Annotated in this window: 17 protein-coding genes; 5 read left to right on the top strand and 12 right to left on the bottom strand. The window is 65.5% G+C overall.

The genetic code is table 11. The features are described 5' to 3' along the window. The first annotated feature begins 325 nt into the window (after positions 1 to 325). Positions 326 to 2,548: a primosomal protein N' gene (locus tag XdyCFBP7245_RS11210; RefSeq protein WP_104615718.1), complete on the top strand. Its 2,223-nt coding sequence runs from the start codon at positions 326 to 328 to the stop codon at positions 2,546 to 2,548. A 249-nt stretch (positions 2,549 to 2,797) separates the two neighbouring features. Here XdyCFBP7245_RS11210 and XdyCFBP7245_RS11215 read toward each other — a convergent pair whose 3' ends face one another. From XdyCFBP7245_RS11215 to XdyCFBP7245_RS11225, 3 genes are read right to left on the bottom strand one after another with little or no spacing between them, the layout of a single operon-like run. After that, positions 2,798 to 3,448: a glutathione S-transferase family protein gene (locus XdyCFBP7245_RS11215; protein ID WP_104615719.1), complete on the bottom strand. Its 651-nt coding sequence runs from the start codon at positions 3,446 to 3,448 to the stop codon at positions 2,798 to 2,800. Between the two features lie 2 nt (positions 3,449 to 3,450). Beyond that, a complete protein-coding gene (locus tag XdyCFBP7245_RS11220; protein WP_104615720.1) occupies positions 3,451 to 4,278 on the bottom strand; it encodes an NYN domain-containing protein in 828 nt (275 codons plus the stop codon). Beyond that, positions 4,275 to 4,874, bottom strand: a complete 600-nt coding sequence (locus tag XdyCFBP7245_RS11225) for a hypothetical protein (protein WP_104615721.1) — start codon at positions 4,872 to 4,874, stop codon at positions 4,275 to 4,277. The genes XdyCFBP7245_RS11220 and XdyCFBP7245_RS11225 overlap by 4 nt, the downstream gene beginning before the upstream one ends. Positions 4,875 to 4,991: 117 nt before the next feature. Between XdyCFBP7245_RS11225 and XdyCFBP7245_RS11230 the strand changes: the two genes are divergently transcribed. Continuing rightward, positions 4,992 to 6,284 (top strand): NAD(P)/FAD-dependent oxidoreductase, encoded by a 1,293-nt coding sequence (locus tag XdyCFBP7245_RS11230; protein ID WP_104615722.1) that lies wholly within the window; start codon positions 4,992 to 4,994, stop codon positions 6,282 to 6,284. Between the two features lie 52 nt (positions 6,285 to 6,336). Further along, positions 6,337 to 6,951 carry a trimeric intracellular cation channel family protein gene (locus XdyCFBP7245_RS11235; RefSeq protein ID WP_104615723.1) on the top strand — a complete coding sequence of 205 codons (615 nt, stop codon included), beginning with the start codon at positions 6,337 to 6,339 and terminating at the stop codon, positions 6,949 to 6,951. A 145-nt stretch (positions 6,952 to 7,096) separates the two neighbouring features. Here the strand turns inward: XdyCFBP7245_RS11235 and rpoH are convergent, their stop codons facing one another. From rpoH to rhlB, 6 genes are all read right to left on the bottom strand, one after another. Next, complete coding sequence (gene rpoH / locus XdyCFBP7245_RS11240) at positions 7,097 to 7,972, bottom strand: RNA polymerase sigma factor RpoH (RefSeq protein ID WP_005987961.1); 876 nt, start codon at positions 7,970 to 7,972, stop codon at positions 7,097 to 7,099. A gap of 198 nt (positions 7,973 to 8,170) precedes the next feature. Further along, positions 8,171 to 8,896, bottom strand: coding sequence for a uracil-DNA glycosylase (ung, locus tag XdyCFBP7245_RS11245; protein ID WP_104615724.1), 726 nt, complete (start codon positions 8,894 to 8,896; stop codon positions 8,171 to 8,173). Continuing rightward, positions 8,893 to 9,735 (bottom strand): response regulator, encoded by an 843-nt coding sequence (locus XdyCFBP7245_RS11250; protein ID WP_170068614.1) that lies wholly within the window; start codon positions 9,733 to 9,735, stop codon positions 8,893 to 8,895. Before XdyCFBP7245_RS11250 ends, ung begins: the two co-directional genes overlap by 4 nt. 8 nt (positions 9,736 to 9,743) lie before the next feature. Continuing rightward, positions 9,744 to 10,694 carry a permease-like cell division protein FtsX gene (gene ftsX / locus XdyCFBP7245_RS11255; protein WP_104615725.1) on the bottom strand — a complete coding sequence of 317 codons (951 nt, stop codon included), beginning with the start codon at positions 10,692 to 10,694 and terminating at the stop codon, positions 9,744 to 9,746. Further along, positions 10,691 to 11,377, bottom strand: a complete 687-nt coding sequence (ftsE, locus tag XdyCFBP7245_RS11260) for a cell division ATP-binding protein FtsE (protein ID WP_003484499.1) — start codon at positions 11,375 to 11,377, stop codon at positions 10,691 to 10,693. Before ftsE ends, ftsX begins: the two co-directional genes overlap by 4 nt. A gap of 75 nt (positions 11,378 to 11,452) precedes the next feature. After that, positions 11,453 to 13,180, bottom strand: coding sequence for an ATP-dependent RNA helicase RhlB (rhlB, locus tag XdyCFBP7245_RS11265; protein WP_104615726.1), 1,728 nt, complete (start codon positions 13,178 to 13,180; stop codon positions 11,453 to 11,455). Positions 13,181 to 13,377: 197 nt separating this feature from the next. Between rhlB and trxA the strand changes: the two genes are divergently transcribed. Both trxA and rho read left to right on the top strand, forming a co-directional pair. Beyond that, entirely contained in the window at positions 13,378 to 13,719 is a 342-nt protein-coding gene (gene trxA / locus XdyCFBP7245_RS11270; RefSeq protein WP_005987953.1) for a thioredoxin TrxA, read from the top strand. Positions 13,720 to 13,936: 217 nt separating this feature from the next. Continuing rightward, entirely contained in the window at positions 13,937 to 15,811 is a 1,875-nt protein-coding gene (gene rho / locus XdyCFBP7245_RS11275) for a transcription termination factor Rho (RefSeq protein ID WP_104615727.1), read from the top strand. Between the two features lie 245 nt (positions 15,812 to 16,056). On the opposite strand, the gene XdyCFBP7245_RS11280 is transcribed toward rho, so the two are convergent. From XdyCFBP7245_RS11280 to XdyCFBP7245_RS11290, 3 genes are read right to left on the bottom strand one after another with little or no spacing between them, the layout of a single operon-like run. Beyond that, positions 16,057 to 16,929, bottom strand: coding sequence for an energy transducer TonB (locus tag XdyCFBP7245_RS11280; protein WP_104615728.1), 873 nt, complete (start codon positions 16,927 to 16,929; stop codon positions 16,057 to 16,059). Between the two features lie 59 nt (positions 16,930 to 16,988). Further along, a complete protein-coding gene (aceK, locus tag XdyCFBP7245_RS11285; RefSeq protein WP_104615773.1) occupies positions 16,989 to 18,728 on the bottom strand; it encodes a bifunctional isocitrate dehydrogenase kinase/phosphatase in 1,740 nt (579 codons plus the stop codon). Between the two features lie 13 nt (positions 18,729 to 18,741). Then, positions 18,742 to 19,683, bottom strand: a complete 942-nt coding sequence (locus XdyCFBP7245_RS11290; RefSeq protein WP_104615729.1) for a LysR substrate-binding domain-containing protein — start codon at positions 19,681 to 19,683, stop codon at positions 18,742 to 18,744. Positions 19,684 to 19,707 lie beyond the last annotated feature (24 nt).

The raw sequence follows: 19,707 nt of genomic DNA on the forward strand, positions 1-19,707 counted from the left end.
CGACCGTCTGTCAACTGTTGTTTTTTCTTTGTTGCAATCGTGTTTCACGCCTAAGCGATTGATATATATAAACTTTCCATGTGTGGCGAAAAAATGTCCAAGAGGTTGCCAAGGCAAGTGAATCCGCCGTCACCGCGTGGAGCACGAGACTAATTCACAGGCTTATCCACAGGCAGTGTGGATAAACCCGTTTCCTCAGGCCTCACATAGGTTTACGTCGTATTTATCACTTGGGTCACAGAAAGACGCCACAAGTGATCACACCGCCTTCACGATCGAAATTGCGCAAGTCGGGGCCGCTGGACAGTGTCGGTAGACTGAGCGCATGCCTTCCACCGTCCTCACTCTGCGCGTCGCCTTGCCGGTACCGCTGCCCCAGCTGTTCGATTACCTGCCACCTGCCGACGCCCCGCTGACCGACCCGGCGCAGGTCGGCTGCCGTGTGCGGGTGCCGTTCGGGCCGCGCGAGTTGATCGGGGTGGTGGTGGAGATCGGCCAGCTGGCGTCGGCCGAGGGGCTACGCGCGGCGCTGGAATGGTGCGACCAGGCGCCGCTGCTGGTGGATGAACTGGCACGCTCGCTGCAGTGGCTGGCCCGTTATACCCATGCTCCCCTCGGCGAGGCCCAGGCTAGTGCCCTGCCTGGCCCGCTGCGCCGTGGCGAGCCGCTGGCCGACACCCATGCCTGGGCCTGGCAGCTCACCGAGGCCGGGCGTACCGGGGCAAGCAGCCTGCGCGCGGGCAGCCGGCCCGCCCTGCTCGCCGCCCTGTTGCAGACCGGTGCGGTGGGCGAAGAACAGCTGGACCCGCTGCTGCCGCAATGGCGCGAGGCCGCACGCAGCCTGGCCAAGCGCGGCCACGCCGAACGCGTGGCGGTGCCGGCCAATGCCATCGCACCACGGCCCGGCACTGGCCCCGCACTCAACGACGAACAACGCGCCGCCGCCGCCGCGATCCGGGCCCACACCGGCTTTGCCACCTATCTGCTCGACGGCGTCACCGGCAGCGGCAAGACCGAGGTCTATCTGCAGGCGATCGCCGACTGCCTGGCCGCCGGCAAGCAGGCGCTGGTGCTGGTCCCGGAAATCGGCCTGACCCCGCAGACGCTCGGCCGCTTCCGCGCGCGCCTGGGCGTGCCGGTACATGCGCTGCATTCGGGCCTGTCCGATGGCGAACGCGCCCGCGTCTGGGCGGCGGCCTGGCGCGGCGAAGCCAAACTGATCGTCGGCACCCGTTCGGCGGTGTTCACCCCGCTGCCCAACGCCGGGCTGATCGTGATCGATGAAGAACACGACGGCAGCTACAAGCAACAGGACGGCATCCGCTACCACGCCCGCGACTTTGCCCTGGTGCGCGGCAAGGCGCTGGACGTGCCGGTGATCCTGGGCAGCGCGACCCCGTCGCTGGAAAGCCTGCACAACGCCTATTCCGGCCGCTACCAGCACCTGCGGTTGTCGCAGCGTGCCGGCGACGCGCGCCCGCCGCGGGTGCGCGTGCTGGACGTACGCAAGCGTCCGCTCAAGGACGGCTTGTCGCCGGAGGTGTTGGCCGGCATCGGCGCCACCTTGGCGCGCGGCGAGCAGGTGCTGGTGTTCAAGAACCGCCGCGGCTATGCGCCGGTGCTGCTATGCCACGACTGCGGCTGGACCGCTGCCTGCCAGCGCTGCAGCACGCCGCTGCACCAGACCCCGATGACCGTGCACGCCGGCGGCCGCCGCCTGCAGTGCCACCACTGCGGCGCCCGCCAGCAGGCGCCGCTGGCCTGCCCGGCCTGCGCCAGCCTGGCCTTGCAGCCGCAGGGCATCGGGACCGAGCGACTGGAAGAACGGCTGACCGAGGCGTTTCCGGCGTTCCCGGTGGTGCGTATCGACCGCAGCACCACCCAGCGCCGCGACGCCCTGGAAACCCAACTCGCCCGACTCGGCACCGAGGCCGGCATCCTGGTCGGCACCCAGATCCTGGCCAAGGGCCACGACCTGCCGCGCTTGACCATGGTGGTGGTGGTCGGCATCGATGAAGGCCTGTTCTCCGCCGACTTCCGCGCCGCCGAAAAACTCTCCCAGCAGCTGATCCAGGTGGCCGGGCGCGCCGGGCGCGCCGATCGCCCCGGCGAGGTCTGGCTGCAAACGCACCACCCCGACCATCCGCTGCTACAGACCCTGGTCCACGGCGGTTATCACGCTTTCGCCGATGCCGAACTGCAGCAGCGCGAGGCCGCCGGCTTCCCGCCGTTTGCGCATCTGGCGCTGTTCCGCGCCGAAGCCAAGGATGTCGCGGCGGCCAACCAGTTCCTGATGGCGGTACGCGACCTGGCCACGGCCGACACCAGCGCGCAATCGCCCGCGTTTGCGGACGTGGAGTGCTACGGCCCGATGCCCGCGCCGATGCCGCGCCGCGCCGGCTTCCAGCGCACCCAGTTGTTGCTGTCCGCACAGCAACGCTCGGCGCTGCATCGCCTGCTCGATGCGCAGCTGCCGGCCGTCTATGCGCTTCCGCAGGCGCGCCGCGTGCGCTGGTCGCTGGATGTGGACCCGATCGATCTGTATTAGCGCAGGACGTATCGCATACGGAGTTGCAGCCAGACGCACGTTGCTAGGAGTGCCCCGATTTCGTAGGAGCGCACCTGGGCGCGAGGGCATTCCCGATAACGTGTATCGCGCCCAGGTGCGCTCCTACGGCAACGCGAGCTGCCAGGGCACGTCGTGTCCAAGGCCCACTTCACGTGCAGACGCGTGCGAGGTCGAAGGCGCGTGCGATGCCCGCAATGAACAACGCTGGCCTGAGCGGTGGCTCGAAACTCAGGTCAGCGCGGTCATGACGCCGCGCTGGTAGGCAGGCCGTGCGCGCAAACGCTGGTACCACGCGTGCAAATGCGGCAATGCCGGCCGTTCGATCGGCATTTCAAACCATGCATAAATAAAACTGCCCAGCGGAATATCGCCCATCGCAAAGCGCTCGCCAGACAGATACGGCTGCTGCGCCAACGCCGCATCGGCGCGTGCCAGCAGCTCGCCCGAGTGCGCCAGTGCTGAAGCGATACGTGCGGCGTCGCGCTCGGCCTCGGGTGTGCGCAGCACGCCCCAGAACAGGTCGCGAAAGACGCCGGCAAAGGTCGAGGTGGTCCAGTCCATCCAGCGGTCGCCCAAGGCACGTTCGGCCGGCGATGACGGATACAACGCCGGCGCGTATTGCGCGGCGAGATACCGCACGATCGCATTGGATTCCCACACCACCACCGCGCCATCCTGCAAGGTCGGTACCATGCCGTTCGGATTCAGCGCGCGATAGGCCGGCGTGTCATTGCCGCCGAAGGCACCGCCCACTTCGATCGACGTATAGGCCACACCGGCTTCTTCGGCACACCACAGCACCTTGCGCACATTGCTGGAATTGCGACGCCCCCAGAGCGTGATCGTCGGCTGTGCGGGTGCGATCGCATCGTGCGTCATCGTTATTTTCCTGTGGCAGATTTGGCTGTTGCGCGCGCTGCACGCTTGGGGCTGGCTTGCGGTTCCGGTGCAACCGCAGGCGCCGCGGTTTTCGCACGGTTGCCGCTGCCCTTGGGCGTATCGCGTACCCACAAGGCCTGCTCGTCCAGCTTGAGCTCGAACAGGCCGATCGCGCGCACCAGATCGCTGAGTTTGCGATAGCCGTAATTGCGTGGATCGAACGAAGCCTGGTTAGCCACCTGCTTGCCCACCGCGCTCAACAACGCCCAACCATCGTCCTCGCATGCGCTGACGATGGCGTTGCGCAGCATCTGTACCAGGCGCGTATCGCTGCGCAGCGCGGTGGCATCCTTGCGCCCTGCAGCGGTATCGCGGGCCGCGGCGGCCTGCTCGCCCAGTGCTTCCACGTAGGTGAATTTGGAGCAGGCATTGACGAACGGCGCCGGGGTTTTCTTCTCGCCAAAGCCATAGACCTTCATGCCATCGGTGAGCAGGCGCATCACCAGCGGGGTGAAATCCGCATCGCTGGAGACGATCGCAAACCCATCCAGATTGCGCGCGTACAGCAGGTCCATCGCATCGATCACCATCGCCATATCCGAGGCGTTCTTGCCGGAGCTATAGGCAAACTGCTGAATCGGCCGAATCGCATAATCGTGCAAGGCCGCTTCCCAGCCTTTCAGGTGCGGGCTCTTCCAGTTGCCGTAGGCGCGGCGCACGTTGGCCACGCCATAGCGCGCCACTTCCGCCAGCACCACATCGATCTTGCCGGCCGGTGCATTGTCGGCATCGATCAGCAAGGCGATCCGTTTGTCTGGATTGTCGGTCATGCGCGTTCCTCCAAAGACGTGCCCGCGTCGGTTTGCATCTCCGATTCGGCTTCTATTTCCGATTCGGTTTCTATCTCTGATTCGGTTTCGGTTTCGGTTTCGGTTTCGGTTTCGGTTTCGAGCTCGTTATCGTCAGCGGCCGGCAGCGCGAAGTGCCTGCCATCGCGCATGATGAGTTCTCCGTCGGTCAGAATCTCCTGCTCGGAGTCGGCACTGACCCAGGTGGCCTGCACGCGGCCGGCGCCGCGATCGCCTTCCACATTGAACACAAACTCCTCGCTTCCCTGCGCCAGACTCGTGCGGTACAGATCGACCCGCATCGTGTGGATCTGGCCGATATGTTCCTGCACCACGGCGTCGGCTTGCAGTGCAGTACGCGCCTGATCGGTAAACAGCGACCAGCCGATGCCGAGCAGCCACACGCTCGCTGCCAGGACCACGATCCCGAACAGCGTTGCGCAAGCCAGCATGCCGATCAGCCCGATCGCCACGCTGCTGAGCTTTTTTCTGGCCGCAGGCGCGGGCGGGGCAGCCGACGTTGCAGTAGGCATGGCGGCTGGCGACAGCGGCGGCAAGGGCGGTGGCAATGAGGACATGCAATGGCCGTCAAAAGTGGATGCGACATGATGCCGCAGCTACGCGGCGCCAACGCGTCATGTTCATTGGGAATTTGGCATCCTGTCGTGCCCGCGTTGCCTTCCATCGGACCTACGATGACCTCATCTCCCTCCTCCGCCCCCTTGCATCTGGTTGTGGTCGGCGGCGGTTTCGCCGGCTTGTGGGCGACCCGCGCGCTCGATGACCCCGGCATCCGCATCACCTTGATCGACCGGCAAAACCACCATCTGTTCCAACCGTTGCTGTACCAGGTCGCCACCGCCGGGCTGTCGGCACCGGATATTGCCGCACCGCTGCGCCACATCCTGCGCGAGCAGCGCAATGTCGAAGTGTTACTTGGCGATGTGGCCGAAATCGCGCCAACCCGTCGCGAAGTGGTACTGACCGATGGCAAGACGCTCGGCTACGACATGCTGCTGCTGGCCACCGGCGCCACCCATGCCTACTTCGGCAACGACCAGTGGGCCGAACATGCGCCCGGCTTGAAGACTCTCTACGACGCGCTGGTGCTGCGCCGCAAGCTTCTGCTGGCCTTCGAACGCGCCGAGGCCGAATCCGACCCAGCCGCGCGTGCGGCCTGGCTGAGCTTTGCGGTAGTCGGCGGCGGCCCCACCGGTGTCGAGCTGGCCGGCACCCTGGCCGAGATCGCCCGCCACACGCTCAAGAACGAATTCCGCCATATCGACCCGCGCCAGGCGCGCGTGCGCCTGGTCGAAGCCGGTCCGCGCGTGTTGCCGTCGTTCCCCGACGATCTCACCGACAAGGCGCGCAAGCAGCTGGAGCGGCTGGGCGTGGAAGTGCACACCGGCACACCGGTGACGCATATCGATGCGCTGGGCTACCAGCTGGGCGACACCTTCGTGCCCGCGCGCACCGTGGTATGGGCCGCCGGCGTGGCCGCCTCGCCGCTGGCGCGCACGCTGGGCGTGCCGCTGGATCGCGCCGGCCGCGTGCTGGTGGCGCCGGACCTGAGCGTGCCCGGCCACCCGGAGATCTTCGTCGGCGGCGATCTGGCGTCGGTGCAGCAGGACGGTCGCCCGGTGCCGGGCGTGGCGCCTGCGGCCAAGCAGATGGGCAAGCACATCGCCAAGGCGATCCGTGCGCGTCAGCGCGGTCAGACGGCAGCCGCGTTCCGGTATCAGGACTTCGGCAACCTGGCCACCATCGGCCGCATGGCCGCCATCGTGCACGTGGGCAAGCTCAAGCTGTCCGGCATCGTGGCGTGGTGGTTCTGGCTGGCCGCGCACGTCTACTTCCTGATCGGCTTCCGCAACCGCTTCGTGGTGTTGGTGAACTGGGCGATGGCGTACTGGAGCTATCAACGCGCCGCACGCATCATCTTCGGTGGCGCAACCGACGACCCGCCGCCCAACACCAAGGACGGATGACAGCGCCACCGACCGTGCGCGATGCTGTGCGGCCTGATTCGGCGGTCTACGCGTGGCAACTGTCCTGTTCCTGCTGGATCTGCTCGGCACCTTCGTGTTCGCCCTGAGCGGCGCGACCGTGGCGGTGCGCAACCGCCTGGACCTGTTCGGGGTGCTGGTGCTGTCGTGTGCGGCCGCTGTCTCAGGCGGCATCGTGCGCGATGTGCTGATCGGTGCCACCCCACCGGCAGCGCTGGTGCACCCGCAGTATCTGCTCACCGCCTGCTTGGCCGGCGTCGCCGGTTTCTATTGGCACTCCGCAGTGGAACGGCTGCGCAACCCGGTACAGATTTTCGACGCGGCGGGTCTGGCGCTGTTTGCGGTCTACGGCACCAGCAAGGCGCTGGACTACAACCTCAGTCCGCTGAGTGCCACGTTGTTAGGCATGCTCAGCGGCATCGGCGGCGGCATCGCACGCGACCTGCTGGTCGCACGCACACCGGTGGTGTTGCAGGCCGAGCTTTATGCAGTGGCCGCGCTAGCAGGCGGCGGTCTGGTGGCCATCGGCCATGTACTCGGCGTGCCGCAAGCCTGGTCGCTGGCAACCGGTGCCGGCGTGTGTTTTGGCCTGCGCTTCATGGCGATCCGTTATGGCTGGCATCTGCCGGTGGCGCGCTTGCCGGAATAATCGTTGTCGACCAACGCCGCGATACCGTCCGCATCATCCGGACGGTGCATCAGCTTCTACGAAACTATTTGCGCTGCACACCTGCAACGCAAACGGCCCGGAGAACCGGGCCGTTCGTGCAGCTTGTACCGCGTGATCGAACCGATCAGGCGACGAACAGCGCCTTCATCTTCTTCAGCGCGTTCGCCTCGATCTGGCGGATACGCTCAGCAGACACGCCGTATTCGTCGGCCAGCTCCTGCAGCGTTACCTTGGACTCCGAATCCAGCCAACGGCGCTTGACGATGTCGCGCGAGCGCGTATCCAGACCGGCCATGCCTTCGCGCAGCAACTGCAGCTGGTTGTCTTCGCTGTCGTGCCGCTCATAGGCCTGCGAGGGATCTTCTTCGTTGGCCACCAGGTAGCTGACCGGCGACGGCGGACCATGATCGTCGTCTTCATCCGACGACGCGTCGAAGCCGATATCGCGGCCGGACAGGCGCGACTCCATCTCCATCACTTCACGCTCGGAGACGTTCAGGTCCTTGGCGACCGCGGTCACTTCAGACGCATTGAGCCAGCCCAGACGGGTCTTGGACTTGCGCAAGTTGAAGAACAGCTTGCGCTGCGCCTTGGTCGTGGCGACCTTGACGATGCGCCAGTTCTTCAAAATGAACTCGTGCATTTCGGCACGGATCCAATGCACTGCGAAGCTGACCAGGCGCACGCCCATTTCCGGGTCGAAGCGCTTGACCGCCTTCATCAGGCCGATATTGCCTTCCTGGATCAGGTCGCCCAGCGGCAGGCCGTAACCGTTGTAGCCGCGGGCCACGTGCACCACGAAGCGTAGGTGGGAATGGACCAATTCGCGCGCTGCGTCCAGGTCCAGCTCGTCGCGGAAGCGGCGGGCCAGATTCTGTTCCTCATCGACCGACAGCACCGGGATCTGGTGCACGGCACCGATGTAGGCGTCCAGCGAACCGAGCGCACTGGGAATCGGGAGATTGTTTGCCACAAGGGCAGTCGAGGTAGTCTGGTTCATGGGCATCATCTTAGCAGTCGAACTATTGGACTGCCGGGTACAGGAAGAGTTCCCAGCGTTCCATTTATAGGACGTTCGGGCTTCCGGCCTTGGCGGCGTTCTACCGTACCGCTTCCCGAATTCGAGCCTTACGGTAGCACCGTGCCCCTGCGCAGACCGTGACAAACCTGTGGCGAAATGCGTCTGCAGCCGTGTTGTTCAGCCGGCGGCCGACGTTGTTTCCAATGCGTTGCGCGGCGGCAACGACCAATCGACCGTCGGGATGCCGCGGCGCTGCAGGTGCTCATTGGTCTTGGAGAAATGCTTACATCCCAGAAAACCGCGATGCGCCGACAACGGCGAAGGATGCGGCGCCTTGAACACGCGGTGGCGTGCCTGGTCGATGACCTTGCCCTTGGACTGCGCGTAGCTGCCCCAGAGCAGGAACACCAGGCCTTCGCGCTCGCGGTTGAGCGTCTCCACCACATGGTCGGTGAAACCTTCCCAGCCCTTGTTCTGGTGCGCGCCGGCGCGGCCCTGCTCCACCGTCAGCACTGCATTGAGCAGCAACACGCCCTGGCGCGCCCACGGCATCAGATAGCCGTGATCGGGACGCGGGATGCCGAGGTCGTCCTGAATCTCTTTGTAGATATTGAGCAGCGACGGCGGCACCGGCACGCCGGGCAGGACTGAAAAACACAGCCCGTGCGCCTGGCCCTCACCGTGGTACGGATCCTGGCCCAGGATCACCACCTTGACCTGCTCGAACGGGGTGGCATCGAAGGCGGCAAAGATCTGCGGGCCGGGCGGGAACACCCGCGCGCCAGCCGCCTTGCGCTGGCGCAGGAAGGCCGACAGCTCCTGCATCTCCGGGCGCAGCAGCCAATCGCCCACCTGTGCCTTCCACGACGGTTCCAGCTGGATACGCCCTTCCACTTCGGTCATAGAGTGATGGCCTGGTCTTCCAGGCGTGCCAGCCGCAACTGGAACAACACCTTGGTCACCAGCAGGCGCTCTTCGATGGGTTTTTGCACCAGATCGTTGGCGCCGGCGCGCAGCAGTTCGGACTGATTGCGCGGATTGGTGTCGCCAGTCATCACCAGCACCGGCAGGCGGCGCTTGCCGTAGGCGAAATCGATGCGGATGCGCTCGACCACATCGCGGCCGTTGAGCTCGCCTTTCAGGGTCACGTCGGTCAACACCACGTCGATACGGCGCTCGGTGCGGCCCAGCGATTCGGCGGTAAGCAGCGCAAACGCATCTTCGGCGGTGAGCACATGCACCACTTTCAGGCTCTGGCGCTCGAGCATGCGCTTGGTCGCCTCGGCCACCACGCGGCTGTCTTCGATGTAGAGCACGGTGGCGCCAACCACCGGCTCGGGCTGCACATAGCCGCGGATAAAGGTCGCCAGGGCTTCATGGCCCAACGCCTTGTCGAAATAATCGGTGACGTACTCGGTAAAACGACGCTCGACCAGATGCTGCTGCGCATCGCCGGAGACCACGATCACCGGCACATACGCCTGGCCGGCCGCTTCGCGCACGCTGCGCGCCAGGGTCAGGCCATCGCCATCGGGCAAGGACAGCGAGGTGGTGACCAGATCCACCGCACCGGACTCCAGCGCATCGCGCGCTTCGGCAATGCTGGCGCAGCCGATCACCTGCACATTGGGCAGATCGCGCTTGAGCACGTCGGCAATGAGCTTGCGTACCAGCTTCGAACCATCGACGACCATCACACGTGGCGCGTCGCTGATCAGGTGTTTGAGATCTGGTGGATGCATGGCAGGCCTCAGGTCTCGGTGGGACGAGTCTGACGAAGGAAATGGCCGGTTACCAGCCAGGCGCCCAGCCAACCCAGCACCAGGGTGCCGATCAGCACCATCACAGAATGCAGCAGATCCAGTCCGTGCAGGGTAAAGGAACTGCCGTAGCTATCGGCCAATGTGGCCAATGGCGCGCGCAATGCCAAGCCCGAGGCGGCGATCAAAGCGAGCGCAACAGCGCCGGCGCCCAGCCCGTACCACGCGCCCAGATACAGGAACGGGCGACGGATGAAGCCATCGCTGGCACCGAGCAATTGCAGCACGCCGATCTCTTCGCGCCGCGACTGGATATCCAGCCGCACCGTGTTGCCGACCACCAGCACCGCGCCGATGCCGAGCAGCGCCGACAGCACCTGCACCAGGCGTTCGCCGAAGTGCAGCCAGCCATCCAGGCGCTTGCGCCACAGTGCGTCGTGCTGCACTTGGTCGGTCTGCGGCAGGGCCTGCAATGCGCTAGCCAGTTGCGCATCGTCGGCCGCATCGGTGGGGGTGACGATCAATAGCGTCGGTAACGGGTTCTCGCCCAGCGCATCGGCGGCTTCGTCGAGTTTTGCGCTCTCGCGCAACGCGGCCAGCCCCTGCTCGGGCGTACGCAGCGTCACCTGCGCCACATCGGGGCGCGCACGCAATTCGCCGGCAAGCGCCTGCGCAGCATCGGCGGCGACATCGACCTTGAGGAACAGATTGATCTCGCGCGACTGCTGCACGCTGCCGGCCAGCAGCTTGACGTTGTCCAGCGCGATCGACAGCCCCAGCGGCAACGCCAGCGCCAAGGCCATCACGACGATGGTCAGCAGCGTTGCCCATGGCTTGCGCATGGCGCGGCCCAGGCTGAAGGCGATGCTGTGCAGGTGGTGGTCGATCCACACGCCGAAGCGCGACGGCGCCACGGCTTCGGTATTGGCGAGCTTGCTCATTCGGCCAGATCCTGCGGCGAGATGTCGTCGACCAGGCGGCCGTGATCCAGGATCAGCACGCGTTTGCGCATCTGCTTGAGCAAGGCAAGGTCGTGGCTGACCACCAGCACACTGGTGCCGCGCGCGGGCAACTCGGCAAACAACTGCATGATTTCGGCGGCCAGTGCCGGGTCGAGATTGCCGGTGGGTTCGTCGGCCACCAGCAGACGCGGCTCACCGACGATGGCACGCGCAATGCCCACGCGCTGCTGCTCGCCCGCCGACAGCTGCGACGGCAAGGCTTTTTCGCGATGGGCCAGGCCGATGCGTTCCAATGCAGAGCGCACCCGCTTGCCGATCTCGGCGCGGCGGGTGCCGCGCAGGATCAACGGCAACGCCACGTTCTCGGCGATGCTGCGGTCGTTGAGCAGACGATGGTCCTGATAGACCGCGCCCACCTGGCGACGGTGCAGCGGAATCTGCCGGCCACGCACCTTGAGCAGGTTGCGCTCGCCCAACAGCACGGCGCCCTGGCTCGGACGCTCGCTGAGGTGGATCAATTTGAGCAAGGTACTTTTGCCGGCGCCGGAGTGGCCGGTCACGAACAGCATCTCGCCGTCGGCCACTTCGAAGCTGACATCGGTCAGCGCCTGGTGGCCCCCGGCGTAGTGCTTGCTGACGTTGTCGAAACGCAGAACGGTCATCCAGCGATTATGCCGGAGCGCCAGCGCTTACGTCGCATCGCCGAAGACCGGCGATGCGATTGATGCCGCCAGTGGTCAGTTGCCCGAGACCAACGAACGCAGACGGCGGCCGATTCTGCTCAGCAGCGACGGGCTGCCGCCCGGCTTGGCGGCGGCACGCACTGGCTTGGCGACCACCTGGGTCGGCTTGCGCGGCGCAGCGGGTGCGGGCACCGGCGTGGATGCGACCGGCTCGGCGCCCTCGACCGGACGGCCGTTGCGACGGCGACGACGCTTGCGCGGTGCGCGCTCGCCCTCGACGTCGATGGACGGCGCAACGGCAGCGGCGTCGGCAACCACCGGGGCAACCGATGCAGCCGCTGCAACGGCAGCAACCGGAGCCTCGCCCTCGACGCGCGGCTTGCGACGCGGACGCGGCTTGCCGTCGGCACTGCCACCGTCGCGACGACCGCCGCCACTGCCACTGCTACTGCGCGATGCGCCGCCCGGACCGCTGCGACCGCCACCGCGGCGCTGTTCTTCGGCCGCACGCTGCTCGCGCGCTTCGCGGAAGATGGTGCCCACGCTGTCGCCAGCGTCGTCGTCGACCTCTTCGCCTTCCACCGCCACGCGCGGCGTGCGCGGCAACGGCGTCAGCAGCTCGGTGGTCACCGGCTCGACCGGGATCTTCTGATCGATGTAAGCCTCGATGTCCGGCAGGCTCATCGCGTAGCGCTCGCAGGCGAAGCTGATCGCATCGCCCTCTTCGCCCAGGCGCGCGGTACGGCCGATGCGGTGCACGTAATCTTCGGCGTCGAACGGCAGGTCGTAGTTGTAGACGTACTTGACCCCGTCGATATGCAGGCCGCGCGCGGCCACGTCGGTGGCGACCAGGATTTCGAGCTGGCCCTTCTGGAAGCGGTTGAGCAGCGATTCGCGCTTTTTCTGCGGCACGTCGCCGGACAGCACACCGACCCGGTAACCGTTGCGCTCCAGGGTGCGCGCCACGCGCTCGACGAACGCCTTGGTATTGACGAACACCATGGTCCGCGCGCCTTCGCTGCGCGACAGCAGGCCCAACAGCAGCGTCTGCTTCTCTTCGTCGGACGGGAAATAGATGCGCTGGCGCACGCGTGCGGCGGTGATGGTCTCGGTTTCGACCACGAGCTTTTCCGGCTCGTTCATGTGCTCGTAGGCCAGCTCCAGCACGCGGTGGCTCAGCGTGGCCGAGAACAGCAGCGTCTGCCGGGTACCGCGCTCGGGCATGCGCCGCAGCAGGAAGCGGATGTCCTTGATGAAACCCAGGTCGAACATGCGGTCGGCTTCGTCCAGCACGCAGATCTCGCAGGCATGCAGCGAAACCACCTTGTGCTGCTTGACGTAGTCGATCAGCCGGCCCGGGGTGGCGATGATCACGTCCACGCCCTGCTGCAGCAGCTCGCGCTGCTTGTCGTAGTCCACCCCGCCGTAGACCAGCGCAAAGCGCAGGCCCAGGTCGGCGCCGAACTTGACCGCGTCCTTGTGGATCTGGATCGCCAGCTCGCGGGTGGGCGCCAGGATCAGCGCGCGCGGGTCTTCCGGCTTGCGGTCGGCCAGCGCCGGGCGGATCAGCAGGCGGTTCATCACCGTCACCAAAAACGCCAGCGTCTTGCCGGTACCGGTCTGGGCCTGGCCGGCGACATCGCCGCCCGGCAACGCCACCGGCAGGGTCAGCGCCTGGATCGGGGTACAGCGGGTAAACCCGGCGCCCTCCAGCCCGGCAACCAACGCCGGCTGCAGGTCGAACGAGGAAAAAGTCAAATCGGTCAGCGGTTTGTCGCTCATTATTCCGTCTTCGTGAGGCGCCCTGGGCAGCCCGGGCGCGGCTTGCATCGATGCCGACAGCGTCGCAAACTGCGGCTCTTGTGGCGGACAGCGCGGCTTCAGGACTGACACTTGATTCAGTCGCGTAATGCCCCAGTTTAACGCAATGTGGCGGCCTGCCCGATCGGGTGGGCCGTTTGGTTTCCAGGAGACCCAACGTGAGCGACAAGGTTCAACATGTCGGCGATGCCGACTTCGATACAGCAGTACTGCAATCCGGCGAACCGGTTCTGGTGGATTTCTGGGCCGAGTGGTGTGGCCCGTGCAAGATGATCGCACCGGTGCTGGACGATCTGGCCGATACATACCAAGGCAGGCTCAAGGTTGCCAAGGTCAATGTGGACCAGAACCGCGCCCTGGCCATCAAGTACCACGTGCGCTCGATCCCGATGCTGTTGCTGTTCAAGGACGGTGAAGTACAGGCGAGTCAGATCGGGGCGGTCGGCAAGGGCCAGCTGACCCAGATGATCGACAAGACCCTGGGCGGCGCGGCTGCCTGAGTGAGCGGGCGTCCAGCGATGGACGCCCGGCGGTTCGCCGGTAGTTAAACCCTGCAACGGCGGACGCTTGCGCGGTTGCGCGTCGCGGTGATAGTGTCAGTTGGTCCGGCACACGTTCGTGCGCCGCCGTACCCCTCTAGAAACTTCTTCTAGACTCCCATCTACCAATAGTTCGCCCCCCAGCCGGGCGCTCGCACCTTAGCGAGGAATCACGCACTTGTCCGATCATCCTTCCTCCGATACCGGGAGCAGCGTCGACGCTCCCGTCGAGAAGCGCGCGCGCAAGCCGCGCGTGAGCAAGACCACCGTCGCCCATGACGATGGCGGCGCACAGCAGCCCAACCTGCCCTTGCCAGCCAGTCCCGTACCCGACGCTCCACGCGCCCCGCAGGCACCGTCGCACGCTGCCGATTCGGCACCGGCGCAGACGTCCGGCGATGGTGCAGGCGCCGGTAGTTCACCCGGCAACAGCGCAAACAGCCAGGGCGGCGACAGCTACGGCGAGGCCCGCGAAGGCGGCCAGTCGCAGCAGCAGCGCTTCAATCAGGCGCAGCAACAGCAGAACCAGAATCAGGCGCAAAACCAGGGCCAGACCCAAGGTCAGGGTCAAGGCCAGCAACCGGGCCAGGGCCAGAACGCTGGTCAGAATCAACAAGGCCAGGGTCAAGGGCAGAACCAGCAGGGCAACCGCCGTGATCGGTTCCGCAACCGCCGCGACCGCGGTCCGCGCGATCGGTTCGGCAATGAAAGCGGCGGCATGCCGTCTTCCGATGGCAGCAACGAGCCGTTCATCGCGCGTCCGCATCCGGCCGTGCCGGAAGGCTTCCCGGTGTATTCGCTGAGCGATCTCAAGCGGATGCCGGCGCAGAAGCTGCTGGACATCGCCGATCAGCTCAATATCCAGGAAGGCGTGGCGCGCGCGCGCAAGCAGGACGTGATCTTCGCCCTGCTCAAGGTGCTGACCCGTCATGGCGAAGGCGTTGCCGCCGACGGCGTGCTGGAAATCCTGCCCGACGGCTTCGGTTTCCTGCGTGCCGCCGAAGCCAGCTACCTGGCCGGCCCGGACGATACCTATATCTCGCCCAGCCAGATCCGTCGTTTCAATCTGCGCACCGGCGATCATTTGTCCGGCCGCATCCGCTTCCCCAAGGACGGCGAGCGCTATTTCGCGCTGTCGATCGTGGACACCATCAATGGTGAGCCGCTGGAAGCGAGCAAGAACAAGGTGCTGTTCGAGAACCTGACCCCGCTGTTCCCGCGTCGCCGTTTCCGTCTGGAACGTGGCGATGGGTCCACCGAGGACATCACCGGCCGCATCCTGGATCTGATGGCGCCGCAGGGTAAGGGTCAGCGTGCGCTGATCGTCTCCCCGCCCAAGGCCGGTAAGACGATGATGATGCAGCAGGTGGCCACGGCCATCACCAGCAATCATCCCGAAGTGCACATGATCGTGCTGCTGATCGACGAGCGCCCGGAAGAAGTGACCGAAATGCAGCGCACCGTGCGCGGCGAAGTCATCTCCTCCACCTTCGACGAGCCGGCCGCGCGCCACGTGCAGGTCGCCGAGATGGTGATCGAGCGGGCCAAGCGCCTGGTCGAGCACAAGAAGGACGTGGTGATCCTGCTCGACTCGATCACCCGCTTGGCACGTGCCTACAACAACGTGGTGCCCAGCTCCGGCAAGGTGCTCACCGGTGGTGTGGACGCCAACGCACTGCACCGTCCGAAGCGTTTCTTCGGTGCGGCACGTAACGTGGAAGAAGGCGGCTCGCTGACCATCATCGCCACGGCGCTGGTCGAGACCGGCAGCAAGATGGACGAGGTGATCTACGAAGAGTTCAAGGGCACCGGCAACAGCGAAGTGCATTTGAACCGTCGCATCACCGAAAAGCGCGTCTACCCTGCGATCGACATCAACCGCTCGGGCACGCGTCGCGAAGATCTGTTGATCGAGCCGGAGCTGCTGCAGAAGATCTGGATCCTGCGCAAGCTGCTGCATCCGATGGACGAAATCGCGGCGATGGAATTCCTGCTGGACAAGATGAAGACCACCAAGTCCAACGACGAGTTCTTCAGTTCGATGAAGCGCTGAGGTCGGTCTGGATTAGCGCCACAAAAAAGCCCCGCACTGCGGGGCTTTTTTGTGGGCGGCGTTCGCGTGAGAAAACACCTGGTCTTCCGAGCTCGCTCGAACTGGCGCGCGGTCGTTGCCGATCAACTGCCTTGTTGACCGAGAGCTCGACGATCGTCCGTGATGCAAGCGGCTGTCGGATGGCTGATCTGAGGGCGGGCCGACTGCGCGACACCCACCGCATCGATTCGGAACCGCCAGTCGTCTCAGCCTTCGTGCAGCGGCGTGATCAGGCGCACGCCTTCGCCGCGGACGGAAAACAATCCCGATCCCGGCAGCGCGTCCGGGCTGTCGGTCGTGGCGGCTGCGTCGTTCTGCATTCGCCACGACGCGGTCTGACGCGGGCCCGGCAGATACGACTGCCATTTTTTCTGCTTGGCATCCAGGTCCTTCTCGGACGCTGCGATGTCGAACGTCACCGGCACGCGCATCTCCCAGAACGGCGCATTGCGCTCAGACCCGGCAGTGGCCGGAGTGAAGGTCCAACTGCGCGCCTTGGCGATGGAGGCGTCGGCAAATTCCTTGCGCCAGCGCGCACGCTTGGACTCAGGGACCAGTGCGGTGAGGTTGACCTGTTCGGCAACCACATCTTCCACCTTGCCATCGCGTCCGATCTTGAGCAGCAGGTAGACCACGCCAGTGGCGCCGCCCCTGAAGGCATTGACCGGATAGGGCGGCGGCGCCATACCGTTGGGTTGTGCGCTGATGCCCTGCGGGGCCTGGCCGCCGAAATGCGCGCTGCGGATCGACACCTGGTACTGATTGTCATCGGCCGGCTTGGCGACCAGCAGCAAGCTCATCGGCAGCCGCGCCGGCAAGGCATTGCCGGCGTCCTTGACCGGATCGAACCGCCACGCGGCCACCGAGTGCTTGATCCGTTCGCGGACGGCTGCAGGCAAACGCGCCTCGTCGGCGAGCGCCACCGCGGTCACGGTGCCGTCGGGTGTCAGCGTCAACTCGCCGGTGACATTCATGCTCGCTTCGATCTGCGCACGCGCAGCGTCCGGCTTGGCGTGCGCCACGCCCATCGCTGCCAGCGAAAAGAGCATGCCCAGACCCATACGTTGCTTCCACTGCATTGTCTTACTCCATTGGTTGATCGCACGTTTTACCAGCCTGCCGCTGTAAACGAAACGGTCTAGGCAAGCCGCCGCGACTCCGCATACGGCGGCGTGTCCGGATAATCGTCTTCGCGCAGCCGGGCTTGCAGGTCGCGCCACCACTGCGGGTCGAACAGTTCCGGGTGGATGTGTTTGACCGCCTCCAGTTGCGAGGCCGGCAAGCCCATGAACAAGGCGAAGCGTTCGGGAAACACATCGCGCGGGCCGACATGGAACCAGGGTTCGGCGGCGAGTTGTTCTTCGTAGGTGGTGGGCGTGGGCCAGTCGCGAAAGGTGCAGTCGGTGATCAGGCACAGCTCGTCGTAGTCGTAGAACACCGCGCGCTGATGGCGGGTGATCCCGAAGTTCTTTAGCAGCATGTCGCCGGGAAAGATGTTGTTGCGCGCCATGTCCTTGATCGCCTGGCCATAGTCCAGCGCGGCGGCATGCGCGGCCTCGGGCAGTTGCTCGCGCAGGTACAGATTGAGCGGGCGCAGGCGCCGTTGGACGTAGCACAGCGCAATCAGCACATCGTCGCCGTCTTCGCTCAGGCTCATCGCGCAGCTGGTCTGCAGTTCTTCCAGCAGTGCTGGCGAGAAGCGCGCCTTGGGAAAGCGCAGAAATCGGTACGGCTGCGCGTCGAGCAGGCGGCCGATGCGATCGAGCTGGAAGACCAATTCGTATTTCCCTTCGACCTGCGCGCGGCTCATGGTCTTGGGATAGGCGAAACGGTCGCGAATGAGCTTGAACACCAGCGGATAACTGGGCAGCGTAAACACCACCATGACCATGCCGGGCGTGCCATCGGCATGCACCAGCTGCTCGGACGGCTGCGCCTGAAAATGGCTGAAAAACGTGCGATAGCGCTCGGTCTTGCCTTGCTTGGCGCGGCCCAGCATGGTGTAGAGCTCGTCGACCGGCTTGTGGGTCAGCAGGCTGCGCAGAAATACCACCGCATCGCCGACCGTGGACAAATCGGCCTGAAAATAACTGCGCGAGTTACTGAACAGTTGTGCGACATCGCTGCGCTTGGTCAGCACCGCTTCGGCGCGCAAGCCGGCACCGTCGTTGATCAGCGCGATGACGCACGGCGAAAACCGATGCTCGCCGAACACACGCCCGACCAGATACGCACGACGTTCGCGATAGAACACCGTTTCCAGCAGTTCGACGCTGCGCACCGGGTGCTCGCCCCAATGCGCCAGATCGTCGAGCAGACGCACCGCAATGGCCGCCGCGCAGCGGGTGCGGTGCGCATACGGCACGGCGAATGCGTAATCGCCCAGCACGCGCACCAGCATGTCGGTCAGCCGGCCCGGCGACACGGCGTAGGTATGCCGTGCGACCGGCACGGTGATGGCATCGGTGGGCTCAATATCCAGCGCGATGAATTCGATATCGGCATCCACGCCATGGGTGCCGAAGTAACGCCGCGTCAGCGTGTTGTAGAAGGTCTTGTACAACTCCTGATCGATCAACCCGGCCAGCAACGCGGCGTAATGACCGCGTGCGCGCATCCACAACGCGCGGTCGTGCGCCTGCCCCAGCAGCACGGCGCGCAGGCGCAGCATGCATTCGGTGATGTACTGATCGTAGAGCGCGATACGTGCGACGGCGTCATCGCGCGCAGCGCTCCAGTCGCGCGTTTCGAAGCGCTGCTTGGCACGTGCGGTGATCTCTGAAAACCGTGCGTGGTAATCCTCGAACGCTTCGTACACGGCGTGCGCGATCGCCAGCGCGCGGCGTTCGGATTGCGGCGGTAACGGGAGCTGGCTCATGGCGGCAGTGTACTCAGCGCTTGCGGCGACGCGGGGTGGGCAGCGCAGCATGCGGGGCGACCGCTGCCTGCTGCGCGTGCGCGGCATGTTCGCGCGCCTGTGTTTGCAGCCATGCGCGAAACGCGAGAAAGCCGGTGTGTGCGGCCGACCGTGGCGGGTACACCAGGTAATGCGACCAGCTGGTCTTGAGCCGTTGCGCGGACAGCGCCACCAGTTGGCCGGATGCCAGCAACAGGCGTGCGCGCGTCACCCGCCCCATCGCCACACCGACGCCATCCAGCGCCGCGCGGTGATGGGACTCGGAGTCGTCGAGCACGGCGGCATAGCGACGCGGCGGCTCGCCACCGAAGGTTGTAAACCAGCGCGGCCAGTCGCCATCCGGGTCGCCCAGCAGCGGCCATTGCTGCAGCGGCTGCGCATCGATGCCGCCCATGCGCGCGATCAGCGCCGGGCTGGCCATCGGCACCAGCCATTCGTCGAACAACGGTTCGGCGATTACGCCCGGCCATTGCCCGGCGCCGATGCGCATGGCTGCATCCACGTCCGGCTGGCGCTCGAAATCCACCAGTCGCTCGCTGGAAAACAGATTGATCTCGATGGTGGGATGGGCCGCCAGAAAATCGCTCAGGCGCGGCACCAGCCACGCCGAGGCCATCGACGGAGTAATGCTCAGAGTGAGCGTGTCCTCGCGGCGCGCGGCGAACGGCTGGAACGCCTCGGCAATCGCATCCAGATGCGGTGCAATGCGATCGAGCAATTGCTGCCCCTGCGCAGTGGCGCTGACGCCACGCGCGTGCCGTTGCAGCAACCGATAGCCCAGGCGCTGTTCGAGCGCACGCACCTGGTGACTGAGCGCGCTGACGGTCAGATGCATCGACGCGGCAGCGCGCGACAGATTGCCCAGACGCACCGCACTGACGAAGCCCTGCAATGCGTGAAGCGGCGGACGCGACATGGCTCACCCTTGAATGGAATTCAA

The organism is Xanthomonas dyei (assembly GCF_002939865.1).
Classification (GTDB): domain Bacteria; phylum Pseudomonadota; class Gammaproteobacteria; order Xanthomonadales; family Xanthomonadaceae; genus Xanthomonas; species Xanthomonas dyei.